Here is a 17478-nt window from a genome sequence, read left to right as displayed (position 1 = left end):
GTGGCCGGGCGGCAGGCCGGGGGCGGGCGCTGTTTTATGGCTTCACTGAACGGCGTTTCGGTTGTATGGTAGCCGTGCCGCCGCCGTTGCCGGGGACGGGAATCTTAGCGAATTGTGCCGAACAAGATCGAACAACGAGGAGACCCATGAAAGCCGCTGTCCTGCATCAACCCAAGACCCCGCTGGTGATCGAAGACGTCGCCATTGGCAAGCCGGGCCCGCACGAGGTGCTGCTGCGCACGGCGGCGGTGGGCGTTTGCCACTCGGACCTGCATTTTCTAGATGGCGCCTATCCCTTCCCGATGCCGGTGGTGCTTGGGCACGAGGCGGCCGGCGTGGTCGAGCAGGTGGGTTCCGAAGTGCGCACGGTCAAGCCCGGCGATCACGTGATCACTTGCCTGTCGGCCTATTGCGGCCATTGCGAGCACTGCCTGACCGGCCACCTGTCGCTGTGCGTGGAGCCGGACACCAAGCGCCGCGAGGGCGAGGAGCCGCGCCTGCTGGCGGGCAAGGGCGGGCCGATGAACCAGTTCCTGAACCTGTCGGCCTTTGCCGAGCAGATGCTGATCCACGAGCACGCGCTGGTGGCCATCCGCCGCGATATGCCGCTGGACCGCGCCGCGCTGATCGGCTGCGCGGTGACCACCGGCATGGGCGCGGTCATCCACACCGCGCGCGTGAGCCCGGGCGAGACCGTGGCGGTGATCGGCTGCGGCGGCATCGGGCTGGCCACCATCAACAGCGCGGCCATTGCCGGCGCGGGCCGCATCATCGCGATCGACCGGGTGCCTGGCAAGCTGGAGCTTGCCAGGCAATTCGGCGCGACCGATGTGATCAACGCGGCTGACGTGGATGCGGTGGAAGCCGTGCGGGAGCTGACCCGTGGCGGCGTGCACCATGCGTTCGAAGCCATCGGCCTGAAGCAGACCGCCGAGCAAGCCTTCTCCATGCTGCGTCGCGGCGGCACCGCCACGGTGATCGGCATGATCGCGCCAGGCGTGAAGATCGAGATCAAGGGCACGGACTTCCTGGCCGAGAAGCGCATCCAAGGCTCAATGATGGGCTCCAACCGCTTCCCGGTGGACATGCCGCGGCTGGTCGATTTCTACCTGTCGGGCAAGCTCAAGCTGGACGAGCTGATCTCGCGCCGCATGCCGCTGGAGAACATCAACGAGGCCTTTGACGAACTGCGCCGCGGTGAACTGGCGCGCTCCGTGATCATGTTCGAGCACTGAAGCCCTGCGGCGGCCTGGGCCGCCGTTTTCCCCGCCACGCCGGCGCGCGCTCGCAACAGGCCGGCACTGGTGCTTGGCTTCATGGCAAAAGCTCCTCCCGCTCTCCGTGCGGGAAATTCGCCACAGATCGGGGACAAACGCACCAGAAGCCTGTGGGGCCGGGTGGCTATCCGGCTATGCCAGCGGCCGGCCCGGCGTGGCCGACGCCGCTGCCTCGGCCGCCCGCCGCACAGCTTCCGGGTAGCGCACCGTGAAGATGACGGCGCCGGCGAACGCAGCCACCGTCGCCGCCACGTCGACCCACAACGGGATGGTGCTGACATATTCCGCCGCCGCGTCGGCGGCTACCATCACCGCCAGCGCGGCGGCCCACGCCAGCGTGATATGTCGGTTCACCGCCAGGAAGCGCGGCGATTCCCAGTATTCCTTGGGCACCTGTTCGCGGGCATATTGCAGCGTGAACGGGCGTCCGATCGCCAGCGAGACCAGCACGATCGCCAGCAGGCCTGCATCCACCGCGAGCCGCACCGTGGCCACCGTCCATTGCGGCGCGGCGCTGACCGTATAGAGCAACAGCAGCGCGAACAGGGCCAGGCTGCCCAGCTCCAGCACCTTGAGCGATTCGCCGCGCCGCCACATGCGCAGGCACAGCAACAGCGAGACCACGAAGGCCGCGGCCAGGCCGGCCAGCGGCGAGATGCACCGCATGGCGATAAAAAAGGCGACGAACGGGGCAAAGCCAATCAGTATTCCCATGCTGCTCTCCTTGGGTTGGTTGCGGCCCGGACCAAGCCCGGTCGCCAGGCAGTGGATGTCGATGCGTGTCTTGTTGCGGGATCAGTCCGCGCCGCACCAGTTGCCATGAAAGCCGAACGGCACGCGGTGCGAAAGCTGTACCGTGGCAACCGGCCCATCGGCAACCGCGCCGGCATCCAGCACGACCAGGTCGCTGCGCGCTTGCGCGCCCCGGTAGACGGTGGCCAGCAGCCAGCCATCGCCTTCGGCGCTGTCGGCTGCGCGCGGCACAAACACCGGCTCGGAGAAGGCATCGCCCTCGGGCAACTGGCAGGTGGCGCGCTTGCCGCTGCGCAGGTCCAGGTGGGCCAGGCTGTCGTAGCTGCCACGCTCGCTGCTCTCGTACTGGCGGAACGCGTAGTAGCCATGGTGATAAGGCAGCGTGGAGAAGCGCTCGTCGAAGCGCGGGAACTCGCCCGTCGTGTCATCCAGGTATTCGCGCGTGAACGTGTCTGACTTGCCGGCCATGTCGAAGGTCCAGCGGCACAGCCGAGCGCCGCTGCCGCTGCCGTCGGGATTGAAGATGGGGGAGGATTCATACTGCATCACGTCAGCGATGACCTTGTTGCCGGCGTCCCAGGCATTCATCACGTGAAACACGTAGCAGGCCTCGCCGCGGAACCAGCGCATCTGCACGGTGCCGCCATTGCGCGGCATGATGCCGATGTGCGAGCCCTTTTGCGGCTCCCACGCGTAGGCCGGCTCGCCGCGCATGGCGCGCTCCATGCTGCCGGCCAGCGGCAGGATGGGAAACAGCACATGCTTCTGCGTGACCATGAAATCGTGGACCATGCCGGGAAACGGCGCTTCGAAGTGTTCGAGGCGCTGCAGCTGCCCGTTGCGATCCACTACGCCGTAGCGCATGCCGGGGGTGAAGGGGCCATCGGCCGAGTACGCGAAGAACACCATCTCGCCGGTCACCGGGTCCACCTTGGGGTGCGCAGTCATCGCGCCGGTGAGCTTGCCGCCGTAGTCGACATCGCCGCGCGTGGCCAGGGTCTGGGCGTCCAGCTCCACCGGCAGGTCGGCTTCTTCCAGCGCCAGCAGGCGGCCGGCGTGGCTGAGGATATTAGTGTTGGCCACGCCGTCGTTCTGCCCGAGCACTGACGGATCGGTGGTGGCCGGGTTGCCCCAGCTGCCGAACAGCGCCTGCCCCGCGGCCTGCTCGCGCTGGAACTTGTTGGTGCGTACCCAGCGGTTGCGGTAGCGCACGCGGCCGTCTTCAATGTGGAAGGCGTGCACCATGCCGTCGCCGATGAACCAGTGGTAATGCGCATCGCGCGGGGCGTACTGCGGGTTTGGCCCGTTGCGGTAGAGCGTGCCGCGCAGCGCGCGCGGCAGCTCGCCAAGCACCGGCAGGTCGGGCGCATCGCACTCCATCAGGATGGGGGCGAAGTTGCCGCTGAGATAGGGCGTGGACGGGAACGGCTGGCTCATTGGGAGCTCCTTTTGCGCTGCTGCCGGATTGGCTTTGGCGTAGCTGGGGGGGCGGGTTCGTTAACAGGTTCGTTATCGGCTTCGTGACCTGCTTCGTGATCCGCATCGAACCTGGCCTCGGGCATGGGCGCGCGCATGCCCGCAGCCAGCAGCCGCAACATCTCGGCGTGGATGACGCGGAAATCGGGGTCGCCGGGCAGCTTGCCGGCCAGGCGCAGCATCACCAGCCCGTGGATCGAGGCCCAGATCACATAGCTCAGCACCTGCGGGTCGCCATGGATCAGGCCGCGCTGCGCCATGGTCTCCAGATGCGCGCTCATCGTGCGGCGCGCACGCGAGCCGGCGCGCTCCAGGTCGGGGTAGCGGTCGTCGTCCGGCTGGGTCATGTCGAACATCAGCCGGTAAGCATTGGGCTCGGCAAAGGCAAAGGCGAGATAGGCCTCGCCCACCGCGCGCGCGCGTTCGCGCGGCTCGGCAACGCTGGCGCCGGCGGCTTCAAGGGTGGCGGCGAAACGGTCGAACGCGGCGGTGCGCACCGTGGCCAGGATGTCGTCCTTGTCCTTGAAGTAACGGTAGGGCGTCATCGGGCTGCAGCCCAGTTCCTCGGCGAGCTGGCGCATGCTCACGCTGGCTACGCCGCCTTCTGCGAAGCGCCGCTCCGCTACCGCGCACAGGCGGGCCTTGAACGCGTCGATCTCTTCCTGGGTGAGGTTTCTTGCCATGTCTGGTGGGGTGAGGCGATCAGTGTGTGTGCTGATTGAAGCATGTCGCCTTCTGCCGCGATGCTGCTTCGGCAACGATAATTTACAGTGTAGATTTACGATGTAAATAGTCAAGGAAAGAATTGAAGGCAACTCTGCCCGCTAGTCGCCCGCGCGTCATTGTTCGCCGCATGGGACAATCCCCAACATTGACGCGCACGACTCACGAGGCGCGCCACGTGGCACGGGGATGGCGAATGAAGACGATCGAATGGAAGGACTGGGAGATTTTCTGCCGGGTGGTGGAGGGCGCCAGTTTCACCAAGGGGGCGGATCTGGCCGACGTGCCGAAGTCATCCGCCAGCGCGGCGGTGTCGCGGCTGGAAGTGCAGCTGGGCGTGCGCCTGTTCGAGCGCACCACGCGCCGCGTGCGGGTGACCGAGCGGGGCCAGCAACTCTACGACCGGGTCGCGCCCCTCTTTAACGAGCTGCGCGAAATCAGCGCCGAGGCGGTGTCGGTCAGTGAGCAAGTCAGTGGAACGCTGCGCATTTCCACGCCCTACGAGGTCGGCTCCCTGCACATCTCGCCCATCCTCACGCAGTTGCTGCGGCTGCATCCCGAGCTGCGCGTGCAGGTCGACGTGAGCTGGGAGCAGCCCGACCTGGTCGAGCAAGGATACGACCTGGCCTTTGTGATGACGACTACCGGCCTGCACGACAGTTCTTTTGCCAGCAAGCGGGTGGTGCGCATCGAGCGTGCCTTTTTTGCCGCGCCATCGCTGATCCGCGCGCGAGGCTTGCCGCGCACGCCACAGGAGCTGGCCGGCTGGCCCATGCTGGGCGACGCCGAGGACCGGCGCTGGGAGTTCCAGCGCGATGGCGTGGAGGTGGCCAGCATGGCGGTGGAGCCGCGCATGCGCACGCAGAGCGCGGAGATCCGCCTGAAAGCCGCCACCGACGGCCTTGGCGTGGCCCGGCTCTCGCCACGCTACGCGCAGGATGAGCTGGATCAGGGGCGCCTTGTGCGGGTGCTGCCGGCGTATACGTCGTCGCCGCTGAAGGTGTTTGTGCTGATGCCCGCGCGCAAGCTGATGCCGGCCAGCGTCAGGGCATTTCTCGATGTGCTGGAGCGCACCTTGGGTGCCACGGATCGGCAGGGCGCGGTTGGCGTGGGGATCACTGGCTGAGGCCGCGGCGCGACCCGGGCCAGCTCGGCAGCCTCAATATGCCTGGTCGCCGGTCCTGATCTCCAGCCCCAGCGTTTCGGCCAGGGTGGTCATTTCTTCATCATCCTCGCCGCGGGCGATCCAGCCCGCATAGGCATCGCCATCGGTGTTCCAGTTCCAGAGCGTGATGCCCGCCAGCCGCAACTGCTCATGAGCCAGTTCCATCAGCTCCGGCACGCTGGCTTTCTCCAGGAACTCCTCATCCTCCGGATCCTCCACCCCCCAGTCCAGCTCGATATCGACCCTGGCGCACAGCTCGTCCATGCAACTGATGAAGGATGAGGCGTCTTTCCAGTCCACGTAGAAGCCCGCTTCCCAGTCGATCACGTCTTTCAGGATCCAGAGCAGTTCCTGGCCTTCGACCACATCCGCGTCGTCCGAGTTGGCGAGGGCTTCGTCGAACAGCATCTGGTGCTTCTCCACCATGGCTGCGTCGTCGAAGTCGATCAGCTCAATCAGGCGCCAGAGCGCCTCGCGCGCCTCGTTACTCAGTTCGTCGCTCATTGCATCAGTCCTCCATCAGTGCGGCGCCGGCTCGGCGCATTGAAATCGGAAATGGTGTTGTCCACGGATGAGCCTGCGCTCAGCCGGCAATGCGCAGGATCTCGCGTTGCCCGCGCGGCGTCACGCGCAGCGCGCGCGATGTGGTCGTGGGCTCGATCCAGCTGTTGGCCATCATGCTATCGAGCAGCGCCGCGCCAAGCGCGCCGCCAAGGTGCGGCTTGCGCTCGCTCCAGTCAGGGCAAGTGCAGGCAAACTGCCGCCGCTTGCGGCGCGCGAGATCCAGGTCCACGCCAAGCTGCACCATGCCCGCACTGCCGCCGTCGGTGAGGTCCACAGACGTGCCGTCCACCACGATCCAGTTGGCATGCGACATGCGCTCGAACAGGGAAACCGCAAGCTCGCCCGCCAGGTGGTCGTAGCAGGTGCGCGCCTGGCGCAAGGCCGCCGGCGCGGTACGCGACGCGGGCACCGCGCGCACGCGCGGCGGCTGGCTGGCCAGCGATGCACTGGCGAGCGCCTCGATGGCGACGCCGATCTCCGGCGTGGCGAGCCGGTAGTATCGATTGCGCCCGCGCGTCTGCACGGCGAGCAGGCCGCCTTCACTGAGCCGCGCCAGGTGGCCGCTGGTGGACGATGCCGACAAGCCGGCGATGGCCGCAAGCTCGCCGGCCGGGCGGGCGCTGCCGTCCATCAGCGCCCACAACATGGCGGCGCGTCCCGGGTCGGCAAGCAGGCCGGCCATCTGGCTGATGCTGGGAGCGTATTCCATAGTTCATTCCGCAGTGAAGCAACGAATGCAGTATAGACTGTCGGTGGGCGACGGGTGGACCTTGGACTTCAATGTGCTTGCAAGACATTAAAACCCTTCCAGCGACATTAAAGCGCTTGCAGAAACATCAAAGAACTTCCGGAATGTCTTTTGTACAGGTTCCATCGAAGACAAAGTGCTTTATTCGTGACATTTTGTGACGGTCACGACGACTCCACGACCGCTCGCCTAGGGTCGCTATATAGGGTTAGCTCCGCCGAGCTCGCGCGCGCCCTTGATGTCTCACGCCACCCACTCGAAATTCAAAAGATGGCAGAAATGTTACGGCAACGACGAGGGCCGACCCGGCGGCGCACTCTGCCATAGAGTTCGATGGAGTTTCAATCAGAACTGCAAACAAGGAAGCCGTGAGAGCCAATCGCTGGACTATCTTTGCGATTGGGGACCTCCCCTCACTCCCGGCCGATGGGGTTCTTTCTCGCACCTACATCGTGCCTGCCTCACCAGCATTGCCAGCCTGCATACTAGAGCCCCCGGTTGAGACGAAGCCGGATAGAAGGTAGCGAATTGCAGAATTCTTGGATGCGGAGCAAAAGGAGACCAGGCTGGACGTAGAAGAGACACCGAGGGCCCCTGGGAGGAAGCGGTACCAGCGAAAGTACGTGATTCCAGAGAGGCAACCGGGAGAAAGCACATGAGCGCAAGCACAATCATTGAAGAGCCGGCGCCAGCAATCCATCTCGTGACCAAAGCGTATTCACATTTTTTGGTTGTCGGCTTTGCACTGCTCCCAGCTTACCTTATTGCCACTCACCGGAGCGGCGAACCGCCGCTCGTTCATCGAGCGTGTCGACGCCGAAATTGCGCGTGCCAAGCGAGAGGGGGCACCGTTTTCTCTCCTCGCGCTCGACCTGGATAATTTCAAGCAGATAAACGACTACTATGGACATCAGGTCGGCGACAAAGTCCTGCAGGGGTTCGTGCAGCAATGCCTCGATGCAATCCAGCCGTATGACGGCGTAGCCCGTGTGGGCGGAGAGGAATTCATGGTGTTGCTACCTCAAGTTGCCCTGGGGTTCGCTTGTTCGATTGGCGAGCGCATTAGGTCAGCCATAGAATGCGCCGTGTTCGAAAGCGCGATTGGGCGCAAGGTCGGGGTCACGCTCACTGTCAGCATCGGTGTTTCCCAGTTCGGGCGCGACGGTAGCACAATCGACGCGATTCTGCGCGCCGCTGACGAGCGTCTCTATCGCGCGAAGGCTGGAGGCCGCAACCGCGTAGTCGCAATGTAACGCGGCTTTCGGTCAGCCTCAAGCTGTACCAAGATTTGACGGGAATGGAGCCCGTTGTGTTTGAGCGTGTCAGTCCGAGGGGGCGAAGGCGGTAGTGGACAGTGCGACGCTAGCCAAGAAGGGCGAGAACCAGACCGCAACACGAAATTAGCGGCGGCAGAACGGAAGCGGATTTGAAGGCCGTCGTGCTGAACCAGAGCACAAAGGCGGAAATCAACTCGATTCACAAGAAGTGCAACAAGTTCATCTCGGGCACAAGTTCGTCCTTCAAGAAATAAATAGACTACCTCTTATGCCTGCCTGGCTAATACCCCGCGGGCTTTTTTCGGTCTGGTGAGCAGTGTCAGCTTTCGTTTTCGTGTTGGCTGCGTTCCTCACGGCTGCGATGGCCTTGGTCGCTATGCTCTTCCTGTTCGCGCCACCTCCGTTCACTCCAGTATTCCTCCCGTTGTTCGCTTTCACCCCTATAGGGTGAGTATCGCGAGCTTGGAACAACAACATAGACAGGCCGGGGCGCAACATAAACTGGGGTGGGTTCCGCATGTGCAACACCAGGAACGTCAACGCCAATGTCGACATTCGCTGCGGCAAAGGCCGACGAGACGACGACGAACAGCGTACCGACAATGGCCCTACCGATTGCACGGCGCTTCATTCCCGATTTCTCCTGGCTTTTCGCGGTCGCCATTCTACGGATGCAACCTCGTCCCTTGGATGACGATTGCTAACTCGCTCTTTCGAGGCGAGCATTTGGGCGTGGCTCAATCCTCCTCCCCATCATGCCAGCGACGCCACTCCCGATGGTGAATGCGCCACTCACGCTCGCGCCAACGCCTTTCTCGCCACTGCCGCTCTTGCCACGCACGAGCGCGCCAATCGCCGTAATAGCCGGGTGCAACAATAATCGGCTGCGGTTCAACATAAACGGGGGCCGGCTCATAGTAGACGGGAGGCGGCGGGTAATAAACGGGAGGCGGCGGAACCACGTACGCTGGCCCGGGAAGGCCAATCCCAATGCCCACATCCACACGCGCCTCAGCGACGCCGGAGGTAAGGGCGGCACCTGCAGCCAGCAAGCAGATGGCCAAGGCCTTTTGCATGATAATGCTCCTTACGTTTCTACCGGCACTCTATACCGCCACTGGGCGCGAGGGTACTTGTGAACTAATACAGGGGTTACGACCTGTAACAAGGCTGGGGTGCCGGAAGTCGATGAGGCCGCAGCTACACACGCCGCCATCGTGCAGGATGAGGTAACGGGGCCGTCAATCTGGCCGTCTCCGCGCTAGCGCAATTCGCACCGCATGCAGAGTGCGGACGTTTGAATAGCACGTCGAAATGCTCTTGAGGCCGTGACTTCCGGTGGCGCTTCTTCGGCAGGGATAAGGGAGAATCCCCAACGCGCGAAATAGGCTGGGGCCGCAGTGGAGAGGAGATAGGCGTCTCGTACTTCATTGCCGCGTGCACGTATCAAGAGCGCCTCAACCAATCGGCTGGCGATGCCTCTTTCGCGATATGCGGGTTCAACTGCTACGGAGCGGAAGAGGATGGCCTGTCCATGGGGCTCTGTCGCTGCGCAGCCAACGACGCGGCCATCACACAGGGCGACGTGGAAGTTCTCGATAATTTCGACAACATCTGCGGCAGGTAGCCTGCAGCGCTCAAGCAATGCAACGATTTGCTGCAAGTCCGAGTGAGAGGCCGAGCGTAGGTGAACGTCGGTCAACATGATGAAGTGACTCCAATTTGCGTTTCCTTAGGCTAGGACAAGCCTGCGGCACGCTCGCGTATTACTAAAGGCATATGTTTGTTTTCTTTGTCACCTAACAGCGCTAACGGCGCTAACAGCGCGATGGTCATGCGCCACCGTCGACAGTCATGGTGCTAAACCTAGCATCGAACATGCAATCGACTTGTAAGCGATTGTGAGGCTACTCGCGGTGCGGTTTTTTCCACGCAAGCTCCGGCTACCTGCTGATGACAATCGTGTTCTCGCCGAACTCGCCCCACCGTTCGCCGGGGTATGCAACCAACGCAGGAACGGGGGGACTATGACGCCCAACGATGGGGCGCAGACAGGTGCCGGAGCGTAGCGGCTACCTCTCAGCACTGGCTTCCGGTCAACGTGATTCTCGAACAGGCTGTAGTGCCCATTGGGCTGTGGAGGCGCTTCCGTCCACGCTCGCGACTTCGGCTTACCTGTTTCAGAACTTACGGATTGTCACGAGTTTTGAGTCAACTCGGGTCGGGACAGTACCGTTTCTACCGGTAAGCACGGCGCATTGCCGAGCCGCTCAAAAATCCTCAGGAGTTCACGTCATGAAGAAGCTGTTCGCTGCTCTCGCCTCTGCAGCCCTCGTCGGTACCGTTTTCGCTCAGGCTGGTGTGCCAGCTTCCGCGACTCAGCCGCAAGCAAGGGCGATGAAAGACCAGGTAAAGGTCGTCAAGGAAAAGAGCGCCACGCAGGCAAATGCCGACAAGGACAAGAAGGGTGTCAGCGCGCAGGGCGATGTAGCAAAGGCCCAGGCCAGCGCCGGCAAGGAGAAGGCTGATGTAAAAGCTGACGCCAATAAGTCCGCCGCCAAGGGCACCCACCACAAGGCGAGCAAGATGGGGGCCGCCAATACCGAGGGTGGTAAGGCGAAGGTTGAAGTAAAGAATGATGTCGACAAGGCGAAGGCCAAGGTAGATATTCCGAAGCCGGAGGCGCAGGCCGACGCAGCGAAGGCTGCAACCAGCGCCAACGTAGACAAGACGAAGAAGCAGTAAGCTGCTCCCATCGAGCGGACGGGGGTACGTCGCCAAGGCAAAGGCCAGCGCGACGAAGCTCGAGTGCAGGAGCTTTTTGGAGAGCGCCAGTTTGCTGGAAGGCCCAGCCTGGCCTCTCCGCGCTTGTTCAAGATGAGGGAAGCGTCATGAAAGCCTTTCTCGCATTACTAATTGTCGCATCCACACTGCTCGGTGGTTGCGTCGTGGTGCCATACGATGGCGGGTACTATGGTGGATACGGGTATTGGGGCCACGGGCACCACGGATACCATGGACACGACTAACGCGGAATTTGACGCTTTCGTTGCAACCGAAACTCTAGCCATTCATCCTCGGCATTCGATAGAACGGCATCGGCCTGCGCGTGTCGCCAGTTATGGGAGCATAGGTCGCAATAGCTCCGTTGTGCCCTTGACTTAGGAACTCAGCAGAAATTCCGGCTTCATGTAGCCAGACTGCCCAGCATGGGTGATAGGTCGACGAGGTGCTGCGCAATGAGATGTCGAACCTCTCCGTCACACTGCCATTTGCCATTTGCCATATGCGCCGACGAGCGTGGCGGTCAGTACTTCACGGCGTTGCCTCTCGAGGACCGATGGCCAAGCGATGACATCAATGGGTTCGGTCTCATCTTCCAGGGTCAGAAAGACGACGCCTTTGGCCGTGCCAGGGTTTTGAATCGCAATGGCCATCGCACAGCCGCGTGCGTGGAAAGAAAGGTGATCTCCGGTATTCCTCGCTAAACGGCGGCCTCAGGCCTTAGCCTGTCTTCATGCAAGGACGCAAGAGAGATGGCGCGGCTAACGCAGGTTCATCGCGCCTTCAGCTTCATCTTGCCCGCCAGCCGCATACCGTCACGAAAGCTCATGCCGAGCAGGGTCAGCTGCAAGGCACCCATTGCCAGTTCGATGGCCTGGACGACGTAGAACAACGTGTCGAACTCGCCGGCCTGCGCCTTGGCGCTCAGGAAGAGCGCGCAGGGCAACAGGATCAGCAGGCCGTTCGCGGCGATCAGGGGCATGCGTTTCTTCTTGGCGTGCACGATGCGGCCCCGCCTGTGCCGGGAGAGGGCAAAGCCGGACGCGCCGGTGGCGGCCATGGCCGTAATCAGCAGCACCAGCCCGTACACCACACATTGCTTGACCAGCGCCACGGCAGCGTGGTCGAAGAACGCCTCGGAGATGACCGTCGACATCCAGAAGGTGGCTACGGTCAGCATTGCCACGCTGCCGGCGATGCCATGCACGATCGGTTTCATGGATCTCCTCCTTCTGCTTTCAAGTATTGACAACTAGTTTCCATAAATGGAAACTAGTTGTCAATATAGGGTTCGGCAGAAGAATGCAAGGAGGCGCGACGCCACCAGCATGCCAGGCGCCTGCTGCTGTCGCCCCCCTATGATCGTGCTTTCCCAGGCGCGTGTGCGCTATGCGCCGGCGTCCACTTCGGCGTCGACCTCGGCATGCATCGCAGCAAGCCCCTCGACCACCCTGGCGGCGGCCTCCAGATCGGCCGCGCTGAACGCGGTGGCAAGCTTGGCCGCGTGCTCCCGCCACTGCTGGTCCACCGTGCGGTAGGTGCGTTGGCCGCGCTCGGTGAGCACGTATAGTGGCGAGCGCTTGTGCAGGGGGTTGGGACGCGCTTCGATGAAGCCCTCATCGGCAAGCAGATTGAGCTGCTTCAGGGCGCCTTGCCGGGTCACGCCCATCTTGGCCGCGATCTGCGGCGCGGTCAGTGATTTGCCGGCAAGCGCAAGCGCGCCGAGCATTTGCCAGCGCGCGCTAGTCAATCCCAGTGGGGCCACGAAGCTGTCGCCCCAGGCCAGGAGCCTGCCGTTGAGCTGAAACACCGACAGGACGATGCTGGTCAATTGTTCGCTCTTCTGAATTCGCATGAAGGTCCTCGTAATTGACAACCAGTTTACGATGATGGGGTGAATTGTCAAACGCCCGTACCGCTTGGCGCGGGCGCATGGCGGGCATGGTGGACGTGACATCCCCCGCCTTTGCTGCCCCTGTCCGCATTCCACATTTCACATCGTCATGAAACGTCGCGCGGCGCGCGACGGCATACTGCTTGTGTGCTCTCGATCCGCCTCCCCATGCCCTTGCCGACCGCCATGCCGATGCCGTCCGACCCGCTTTGCGCCGTGACGCACCCCGATCCGGCGCCGTATTACCGCACCCTTGCCGCGCAGCGGCCGTTCTATCGCGATGAAACGCTCGGGCTATGGGTTGCCGCCGGCGCGGCCGAGGTGCAGGCCGTGCTGACCCATCCCGCTTGCCGCGTGCGGCCGCCCGCGCAAGCCGTGCCGCCGGCGCTCGCGGGCAGCCCGGCCGGCGCACTGTTCGGCGGGCTGATCCGCATGAACGATGGGGACTGGCATGCGCCACTCAAGGGCGTGCTGCGCAAACGCATGGCGTGCCTGGCGTTTGCCGGCATGGGCGCGCGGGTATTGGCGCTGGCGCGGGATCTGCCGTTCGACGCCGTCCGGCCCGGTGCCGCCGTGAACCACTGGATGTTCACCTTGCCGGTGCTGACGGTGGCTGATGCACTTGGACTGCCGGTGGCCGGCAAGCCCGGCGTAGCGGGCCAGGTGGCAGCCTTCGCGCGGGCCATGTCGCCGCTGGCGACAGCGCAGGAGATTGCCGCGGGGAGCGAGGCCGCCACATGGCTCCAGGCCTGGATGCGCACGAGCCTGTCATCCGCGCCGCCGCTGGACGCACTGGTGCAGGAAGCGCTTGCCGCCGGCGTGGCGCGGGAGATCATCGCAACCAATGCGATCGGCCTGCTGATCCAGGCATGCGAGGCCACCGCCGGCCTGGTCGGCAACATGCTGCTGCGCCTGGGCCGGGATACGTCCCATGGGCGAGAGCTGCCCGCGTTGGACTGCGTGGCCGCACGCGTGCTGCGGGAGGATCCGCCGGTGCAGAACACCCGGCGCTTCCTGGCCGCCGATGTCCGCCTGTGCGGTGCGCAACTGATGGCGGGCGATACGGTGCTGGTCGTGCTGGCGGCCGCCTCGCTCGAACAGAGTGAGGCGACGACGCCTGCGCCCTGGACCTTCGGGCGCGGCCACCACGCCTGCCCCGGCGACGCGCTGGCGTCCACGGTGGCGCAGGCCGTGGTGGCCGCGCTGCTGGCGCGCGGTGCGGATCCGGCGCCGCTGGCGCGCGCATTCCGCTATCGGCCCTCGGTCAACGCGCGCATTCCGCATTTTCTGTGAAGCAAGTCAAATCAATAGGACCCCACCATGATCGCAGTCATCTTCGAAGTCGAACCGGCCGAGGGCCGCAAGGACACGTACATGCAGATCGCCGCGCAACTGCGGCCCACGCTGGAGGCCATCGACGGCTTTATCTCGGTGGAGCGCTTCCAGAGCCTGACCAATCCGGGCAAGCTGCTGTCGCTGTCTTTCTTCCGCGACGAGGCCGCGGTCATGGCGTGGCGCAATACCGAGGAGCACCGGCTGGCGCAGTCGGCCGGGCGGGGCGGCGTGTTCGCGGGCTATCGGCTGCGCGTGGCGCATGTGCTGCGCGACTACGGCCTGAAAGAACGCGACGAGGCGCCGGCGGACAGCCGCGCCGTGCACGCACCCATTGCGGCGCCCGCGTCGCCGGCCCGGTGAGGGCGGCATGGAGTCGACTTTCCTGAATGGGCAGGCCACGCTGATCGGCTTTACCTTCTTGCTTGCCGGCCTGGTCAAGGGCGTGGTGGGGCTTGGGCTGCCTACCGTGGCGGTAGGGCTGTTGGGCCTGGCGATGCCGCCTGCGCAGGCCGCCGCGCTGCTGGTCGCGCCTTCCATGGTAACCAACGTCGTTCAGCTCTACACCGGGCCGCGGCTTGGAGAGCTGGCGCGGCGGATGTGGCCCTTGCTGGCCGCGATCTGCGTGGGCACGTGGCTGGCCGCCGCGCTGCTGCCGCCCAGCCTGATGGTGCATGCCACCGCATGGCTGGGCGCGGCGCTGGTGCTGTACGCGGTGCTGGGGCTGGTGGCTTTCCACCCCAAGGTGCCGCCGGCCGCCGAGGGCTGGCTGGCGCCGCTGATCGGTGTGGTCACCGGTGCGATCACGGCGGTCACGGGCGTGTTCGTGATTCCGGCGGTGCCGTATATCCAGGGGCTGGGCCTGGAACGCGAGACGCTGGTGCAGGCGCTTGGCTTGTCGTTCACGGTGTCCACCATCGCGCTCGCGGTGAGCCTGGCGATGCATGGCGCGCTGTTGCACACGCCGGTGCTGGGGGCGTCGCTGCTGGCGCTGGTGCCGGCGCTGGCCGGCATGTTCATCGGCCAGTGGCTGCGCCATCGCATCAGCGCGGCGCGTTTTCGCAAGCTGTTTTTTTGCGGGCTGCTGCTGCTCGGGGCCGAGCTGGCGCTGCGCGGGTTGTTCTGATCGGGATGGAGGCGAAGGCGCATTCTCTCGGGGTTGCGCGCGACGCGCCGGTGCCGCTGCCGGATGCGTGCCGCGTCGTGCTGTAGGAATGCGCCCACGTGGCGCGGTTTGCACGCAATCGGGCTGACAGCACGTCCTTGCGCGCGGCATACTGGCTGCTGCGCCGCGGCGAAACACCGCGCATCCAAGCCGGATGCGCACCGCAGGCCGCGCATTCCCGCAACCCCGCGCTGGAGATGCCGCCAATGGCATATCGCCGATGACACGACGCAATCGCAGCGGCACCAAGCTCTGGAATACCCTGAGCAAGATCGCCACCCGCAATGTCCGGCGTGCGCAGCGCACGGTCACGAAGTCCGCGATCCGTTCAGCGGTCAGGCAGGGCGAGGCGATGAGCAAGGCGGCGCAGCGCGTGCTGACCGGCGTTGCCTCGCCGGTGCCAACGCCGGTCAGCCGTGGCGGCGGACGCTGGGAGGAAGGCAGCTGGGGGCTGGGGCCGCTCGTGCAGCGCCGTTACCGGCTGTTTATCCCACCGGGCGTGAGCGCGTCGCGTCCCGCGCCCTTGCTGGTGTTGCTGCACGGCTGTGGCCAGGACACGGCCAGCTTTGCCGCTTGCACCCGCGCGGCTACGCTGGCGCGCAGCGCGGGCTGCGTGGTGCTGATGCCGGAGCAATCGTCGCAGGCCAACGCCCAGCGCTGCTGGAACTGGTTCCGCTCCGCGGCGCGCGTGGTGGCAGAGGCCAGCCTGTTGATGTCAATCGTCGAGCATGTCTGCCAGCAGCAGCCGGTTCGGCGCGAACGCGTCTTCGCGCTCGGCTTGTCGGCGGGCGGGGCCATGGCGGTGATACTGGGGCTGCGCTACCCGGACCGTTTTGTCGCGGTCGGCTCGCATTCCGGGGCGGTGCCGCTCAGCGCGTCCAACGCCGCGCAGGCGGCGCGCGTGATGCACGGCAAGGGCCAGCCGGATGTGGACGCGGCGCGGTTTCAACTAGCGGGGCGCCGCCCGCCGCCGTTGTTGCTGCTGCACGGCGATGCCGATCATGTGGTGCACTTCGATAACGCGCTGGCCAGCGCTGCCCTCTGGCAGCAACTGTTGCCGCAGCCGCCCGTGCTGGCCAAGCCGCGCCGGGTCCAGCGTGGGCAGCGCCGTGCCTACAGCATCTTTCCCTGGTCGAGCGAGGGCGAGCCCTACATCCGGCTGGTGCGCATAGAAGGGCTGGGGCACGCGTGGAGCGGCGGCCCGTCCAGCCAGGCCTTTGCCGATCCGTCCGGCCCGGATGCACTGCGGATCGCGTGGCAGTTCTTCATGCAGTGCCTGGCGGCGCGCCAGCGTGCCGCGCCAAGGCGGGTGCGCAAGGTGGCCGCCTGACGCCTGTGCCTGGCTAGGGCAATTGCGGCGCTTCTATCACCACGTCGCTCTCGGGATACGCCACGCACGGCAGGATGAACCCCTCGTCGCGCTCGTCGTAGCTCACGCCCGGCCACTCGATGCGGTAGCCGATCCGCCCGGCGGCCAGCCGGCACAGGCAGGTGCGGCAGGTGCCGTTGCGGCAGGAACTGGGGAATTTCAGGCCGGCCTGCAACGCGGCTTCGAGCAGCGTCTGCGTGGGCAGGGCGGGAAAGGTGCTGCCCTGCGGCTCCAGGCGGGCGACAAACGCTGCCGGGACCACCGGGGCTGCGGTGATGTCGCGGCTCATGACTGCGCTTGCCCCTCGTCCGCTTCGGGAAAGCGCGCACGGCCATGGGTCGCGTCGCGCAGCGCGGCCCGGGCCGGTGCCAGCAGGCTGGCCGGCAGCCGAATGGTCAGCCGGGCGGCAGCACTGTGTTCGGCATGCGCCAGCTCGTGGCTCTCCTGCTCGATCCAGCGGCGCACGCGGGCTTCGTCGGCGTAGTCCACCTCCACAACCAGCTCCGCATAGGCGATGCGCTCGATGCGCTGCGCATCCTTGAGCGCCACCGCAATCGCGTCCGTATAGGCGCGTACCAGCCCGCCCGCCCCCAGCTTGACGCCGCCGTAATAACGCACCACGGCCGCCAGCACGCCTTCCAGCTCATGGTGGCGCAGCACTTCCAGCATGGGCCGGCCGGCGGTGCCGGATGGCTCGCCGTCGTCAGACATGCCCGACTGGCCCCCCGCGAGCAGCGCCCAGCAGACATGGGTGGCGGTGGCGTGGTCGGCGCGCAGGCGCGCCACTTCGGCCATGGCCGCGGCGCGGTCGGGCACGGGCAGTGCAAAACCGATGAAGCGGCTCTTGCGGATTTCCAGGTCTGACTGGACGGGAGAAGCGAGGGTGTAGGTCGGCACGGGTTGGGCCGCGTCACGGCGCGCGATGCGCGGCGCCGGCGGGCTGAAAGCTAA

19 protein-coding genes and 2 pseudogenes are annotated in these 17478 nt (G+C 65.0%); 8 read left to right on the top strand and 13 right to left on the bottom strand.

Translation table 11 applies throughout. The features are described 5' to 3' along the window. Window positions 1-146 precede the first annotated feature (146 nt). The gene (locus AC1RQC_RS14275; protein ID WP_492883755.1) at window positions 147-1235 is read left to right on the top strand and encodes a Zn-dependent alcohol dehydrogenase; all 1089 of its coding nucleotides are present in this window, start codon (window positions 147-149) and stop codon (window positions 1233-1235) included. 174 nt (window positions 1236-1409) lie between these two features. Here AC1RQC_RS14275 and AC1RQC_RS14270 read toward each other — a convergent pair whose 3' ends face one another. The 3 genes from AC1RQC_RS14270 to AC1RQC_RS14260 form a co-directional block, all read right to left on the bottom strand. Further along, a complete protein-coding gene (locus AC1RQC_RS14270) occupies window positions 1410-1991 on the bottom strand; it encodes a hypothetical protein (protein ID WP_492374468.1) in 582 nt (193 codons plus the stop codon). A gap of 81 nt (window positions 1992-2072) precedes the next feature. Then, window positions 2073-3467, bottom strand: a complete 1395-nt coding sequence (locus AC1RQC_RS14265; protein ID WP_492883753.1) for a carotenoid oxygenase family protein — start codon at window positions 3465-3467, stop codon at window positions 2073-2075. Beyond that, entirely contained in the window at window positions 3464-4189 is a 726-nt protein-coding gene (locus tag AC1RQC_RS14260) for a TetR/AcrR family transcriptional regulator (RefSeq protein WP_492827960.1), read from the bottom strand. Before AC1RQC_RS14260 ends, AC1RQC_RS14265 begins: the two co-directional genes overlap by 4 nt. Window positions 4190-4425: 236 nt before the next feature. On the opposite strand from AC1RQC_RS14260, the gene AC1RQC_RS14255 reads away from it, so the two are divergent. Beyond that, entirely contained in the window at window positions 4426-5355 is a 930-nt protein-coding gene (locus AC1RQC_RS14255) for a LysR family transcriptional regulator (RefSeq protein ID WP_492827958.1), read from the top strand. 33 nt (window positions 5356-5388) lie between these two features. Here the strand turns inward: AC1RQC_RS14255 and AC1RQC_RS14250 are convergent, their stop codons facing one another. Both AC1RQC_RS14250 and AC1RQC_RS14245 read right to left on the bottom strand, forming a co-directional pair. Next, complete coding sequence (locus AC1RQC_RS14250) at window positions 5389-5898, bottom strand: DUF6630 family protein (protein WP_492883751.1); 510 nt, start codon at window positions 5896-5898, stop codon at window positions 5389-5391. 79 nt (window positions 5899-5977) lie between these two features. Next, window positions 5978-6667: an ArsR/SmtB family transcription factor gene (locus AC1RQC_RS14245; protein WP_492811040.1), complete on the bottom strand. Its 690-nt coding sequence runs from the start codon at window positions 6665-6667 to the stop codon at window positions 5978-5980. 806 nt (window positions 6668-7473) lie between these two features. Here AC1RQC_RS14245 and AC1RQC_RS14240 point away from each other — a divergent pair. After that, window positions 7474-7959: pseudogene (locus AC1RQC_RS14240) on the top strand (GGDEF domain-containing protein); the annotation flags it as partial. Window positions 7960-8302: 343 nt separating this feature from the next. Here AC1RQC_RS14240 and AC1RQC_RS14235 read toward each other — a convergent pair. The 3 genes from AC1RQC_RS14235 to AC1RQC_RS14225 form a co-directional block, all read right to left on the bottom strand. After that, entirely contained in the window at window positions 8303-8614 is a 312-nt protein-coding gene (locus AC1RQC_RS14235) for a PXPV repeat protein (RefSeq protein WP_492374473.1), read from the bottom strand. 106 nt (window positions 8615-8720) lie between these two features. After that, a complete protein-coding gene (locus AC1RQC_RS14230) occupies window positions 8721-9059 on the bottom strand; it encodes a hypothetical protein (RefSeq protein WP_492374474.1) in 339 nt (112 codons plus the stop codon). A 185-nt stretch (window positions 9060-9244) separates the two neighbouring features. Next, the gene (locus AC1RQC_RS14225) at window positions 9245-9688 is read right to left on the bottom strand and encodes a GNAT family N-acetyltransferase (RefSeq protein ID WP_492374475.1); all 444 of its coding nucleotides are present in this window, start codon (window positions 9686-9688) and stop codon (window positions 9245-9247) included. Window positions 9689-10278: 590 nt separating this feature from the next. Between AC1RQC_RS14225 and AC1RQC_RS14220 the strand changes: the two genes are divergently transcribed. After that, on the top strand, window positions 10279-10728 hold the full coding sequence (locus AC1RQC_RS14220; RefSeq protein WP_492883749.1) for a hypothetical protein: 450 nt from the start codon (window positions 10279-10281) through the stop codon (window positions 10726-10728). A 442-nt stretch (window positions 10729-11170) separates the two neighbouring features. On the opposite strand, the pseudogene AC1RQC_RS14215 reads toward AC1RQC_RS14220, so the two are convergent. The 3 genes and pseudogenes from AC1RQC_RS14215 to AC1RQC_RS14205 form a co-directional block, all read right to left on the bottom strand. Continuing rightward, window positions 11171-11435, bottom strand: a pseudogene (locus tag AC1RQC_RS14215) (OB-fold nucleic acid binding domain-containing protein); the annotation flags it as partial. Between the two features lie 104 nt (window positions 11436-11539). Further along, window positions 11540-11986, bottom strand: coding sequence for a hypothetical protein (locus AC1RQC_RS14210; protein ID WP_492827947.1), 447 nt, complete (start codon window positions 11984-11986; stop codon window positions 11540-11542). Window positions 11987-12154: 168 nt separating this feature from the next. Continuing rightward, window positions 12155-12598, bottom strand: coding sequence for a MarR family winged helix-turn-helix transcriptional regulator (locus tag AC1RQC_RS14205; protein WP_492387235.1), 444 nt, complete (start codon window positions 12596-12598; stop codon window positions 12155-12157). A gap of 231 nt (window positions 12599-12829) precedes the next feature. Between AC1RQC_RS14205 and AC1RQC_RS14200 the strand changes: the two genes are divergently transcribed. The 4 genes from AC1RQC_RS14200 (at window position 12830) to AC1RQC_RS14185 (ending at window position 16488) form a co-directional block, all read left to right on the top strand. Beyond that, on the top strand, window positions 12830-13954 hold the full coding sequence (locus tag AC1RQC_RS14200) for a cytochrome P450 (protein WP_492374479.1): 1125 nt from the start codon (window positions 12830-12832) through the stop codon (window positions 13952-13954). Window positions 13955-13981: 27 nt separating this feature from the next. Further along, window positions 13982-14356, top strand: coding sequence for an antibiotic biosynthesis monooxygenase family protein (locus tag AC1RQC_RS14195; RefSeq protein WP_492374480.1), 375 nt, complete (start codon window positions 13982-13984; stop codon window positions 14354-14356). Between the two features lie 7 nt (window positions 14357-14363). Continuing rightward, the gene (locus tag AC1RQC_RS14190) at window positions 14364-15119 is read left to right on the top strand and encodes a sulfite exporter TauE/SafE family protein (RefSeq protein ID WP_492374481.1); all 756 of its coding nucleotides are present in this window, start codon (window positions 14364-14366) and stop codon (window positions 15117-15119) included. Window positions 15120-15378: 259 nt separating this feature from the next. Beyond that, complete coding sequence (locus AC1RQC_RS14185; RefSeq protein WP_492374482.1) at window positions 15379-16488, top strand: extracellular catalytic domain type 1 short-chain-length polyhydroxyalkanoate depolymerase; 1110 nt, start codon at window positions 15379-15381, stop codon at window positions 16486-16488. A 13-nt stretch (window positions 16489-16501) separates the two neighbouring features. On the opposite strand, the gene AC1RQC_RS14180 is transcribed toward AC1RQC_RS14185, so the two are convergent. Then, window positions 16502-16816: a 2Fe-2S iron-sulfur cluster-binding protein gene (locus AC1RQC_RS14180; protein WP_492374483.1), complete on the bottom strand. Its 315-nt coding sequence runs from the start codon at window positions 16814-16816 to the stop codon at window positions 16502-16504. Next, a complete protein-coding gene (locus tag AC1RQC_RS14175) occupies window positions 16813-17424 on the bottom strand; it encodes an IMPACT family protein (RefSeq protein ID WP_492374484.1) in 612 nt (203 codons plus the stop codon). Before AC1RQC_RS14175 ends, AC1RQC_RS14180 begins: the two co-directional genes overlap by 4 nt. Between the last annotated feature and the right edge of the window lie 54 nt (window positions 17425-17478).

This window comes from Cupriavidus sp. GW822-FHT03E04 (assembly GCF_058801495.1).
Note: the sequence above shows the minus strand (reverse complement) of the source record. Positions and strands in the feature narration are given on the sequence as shown.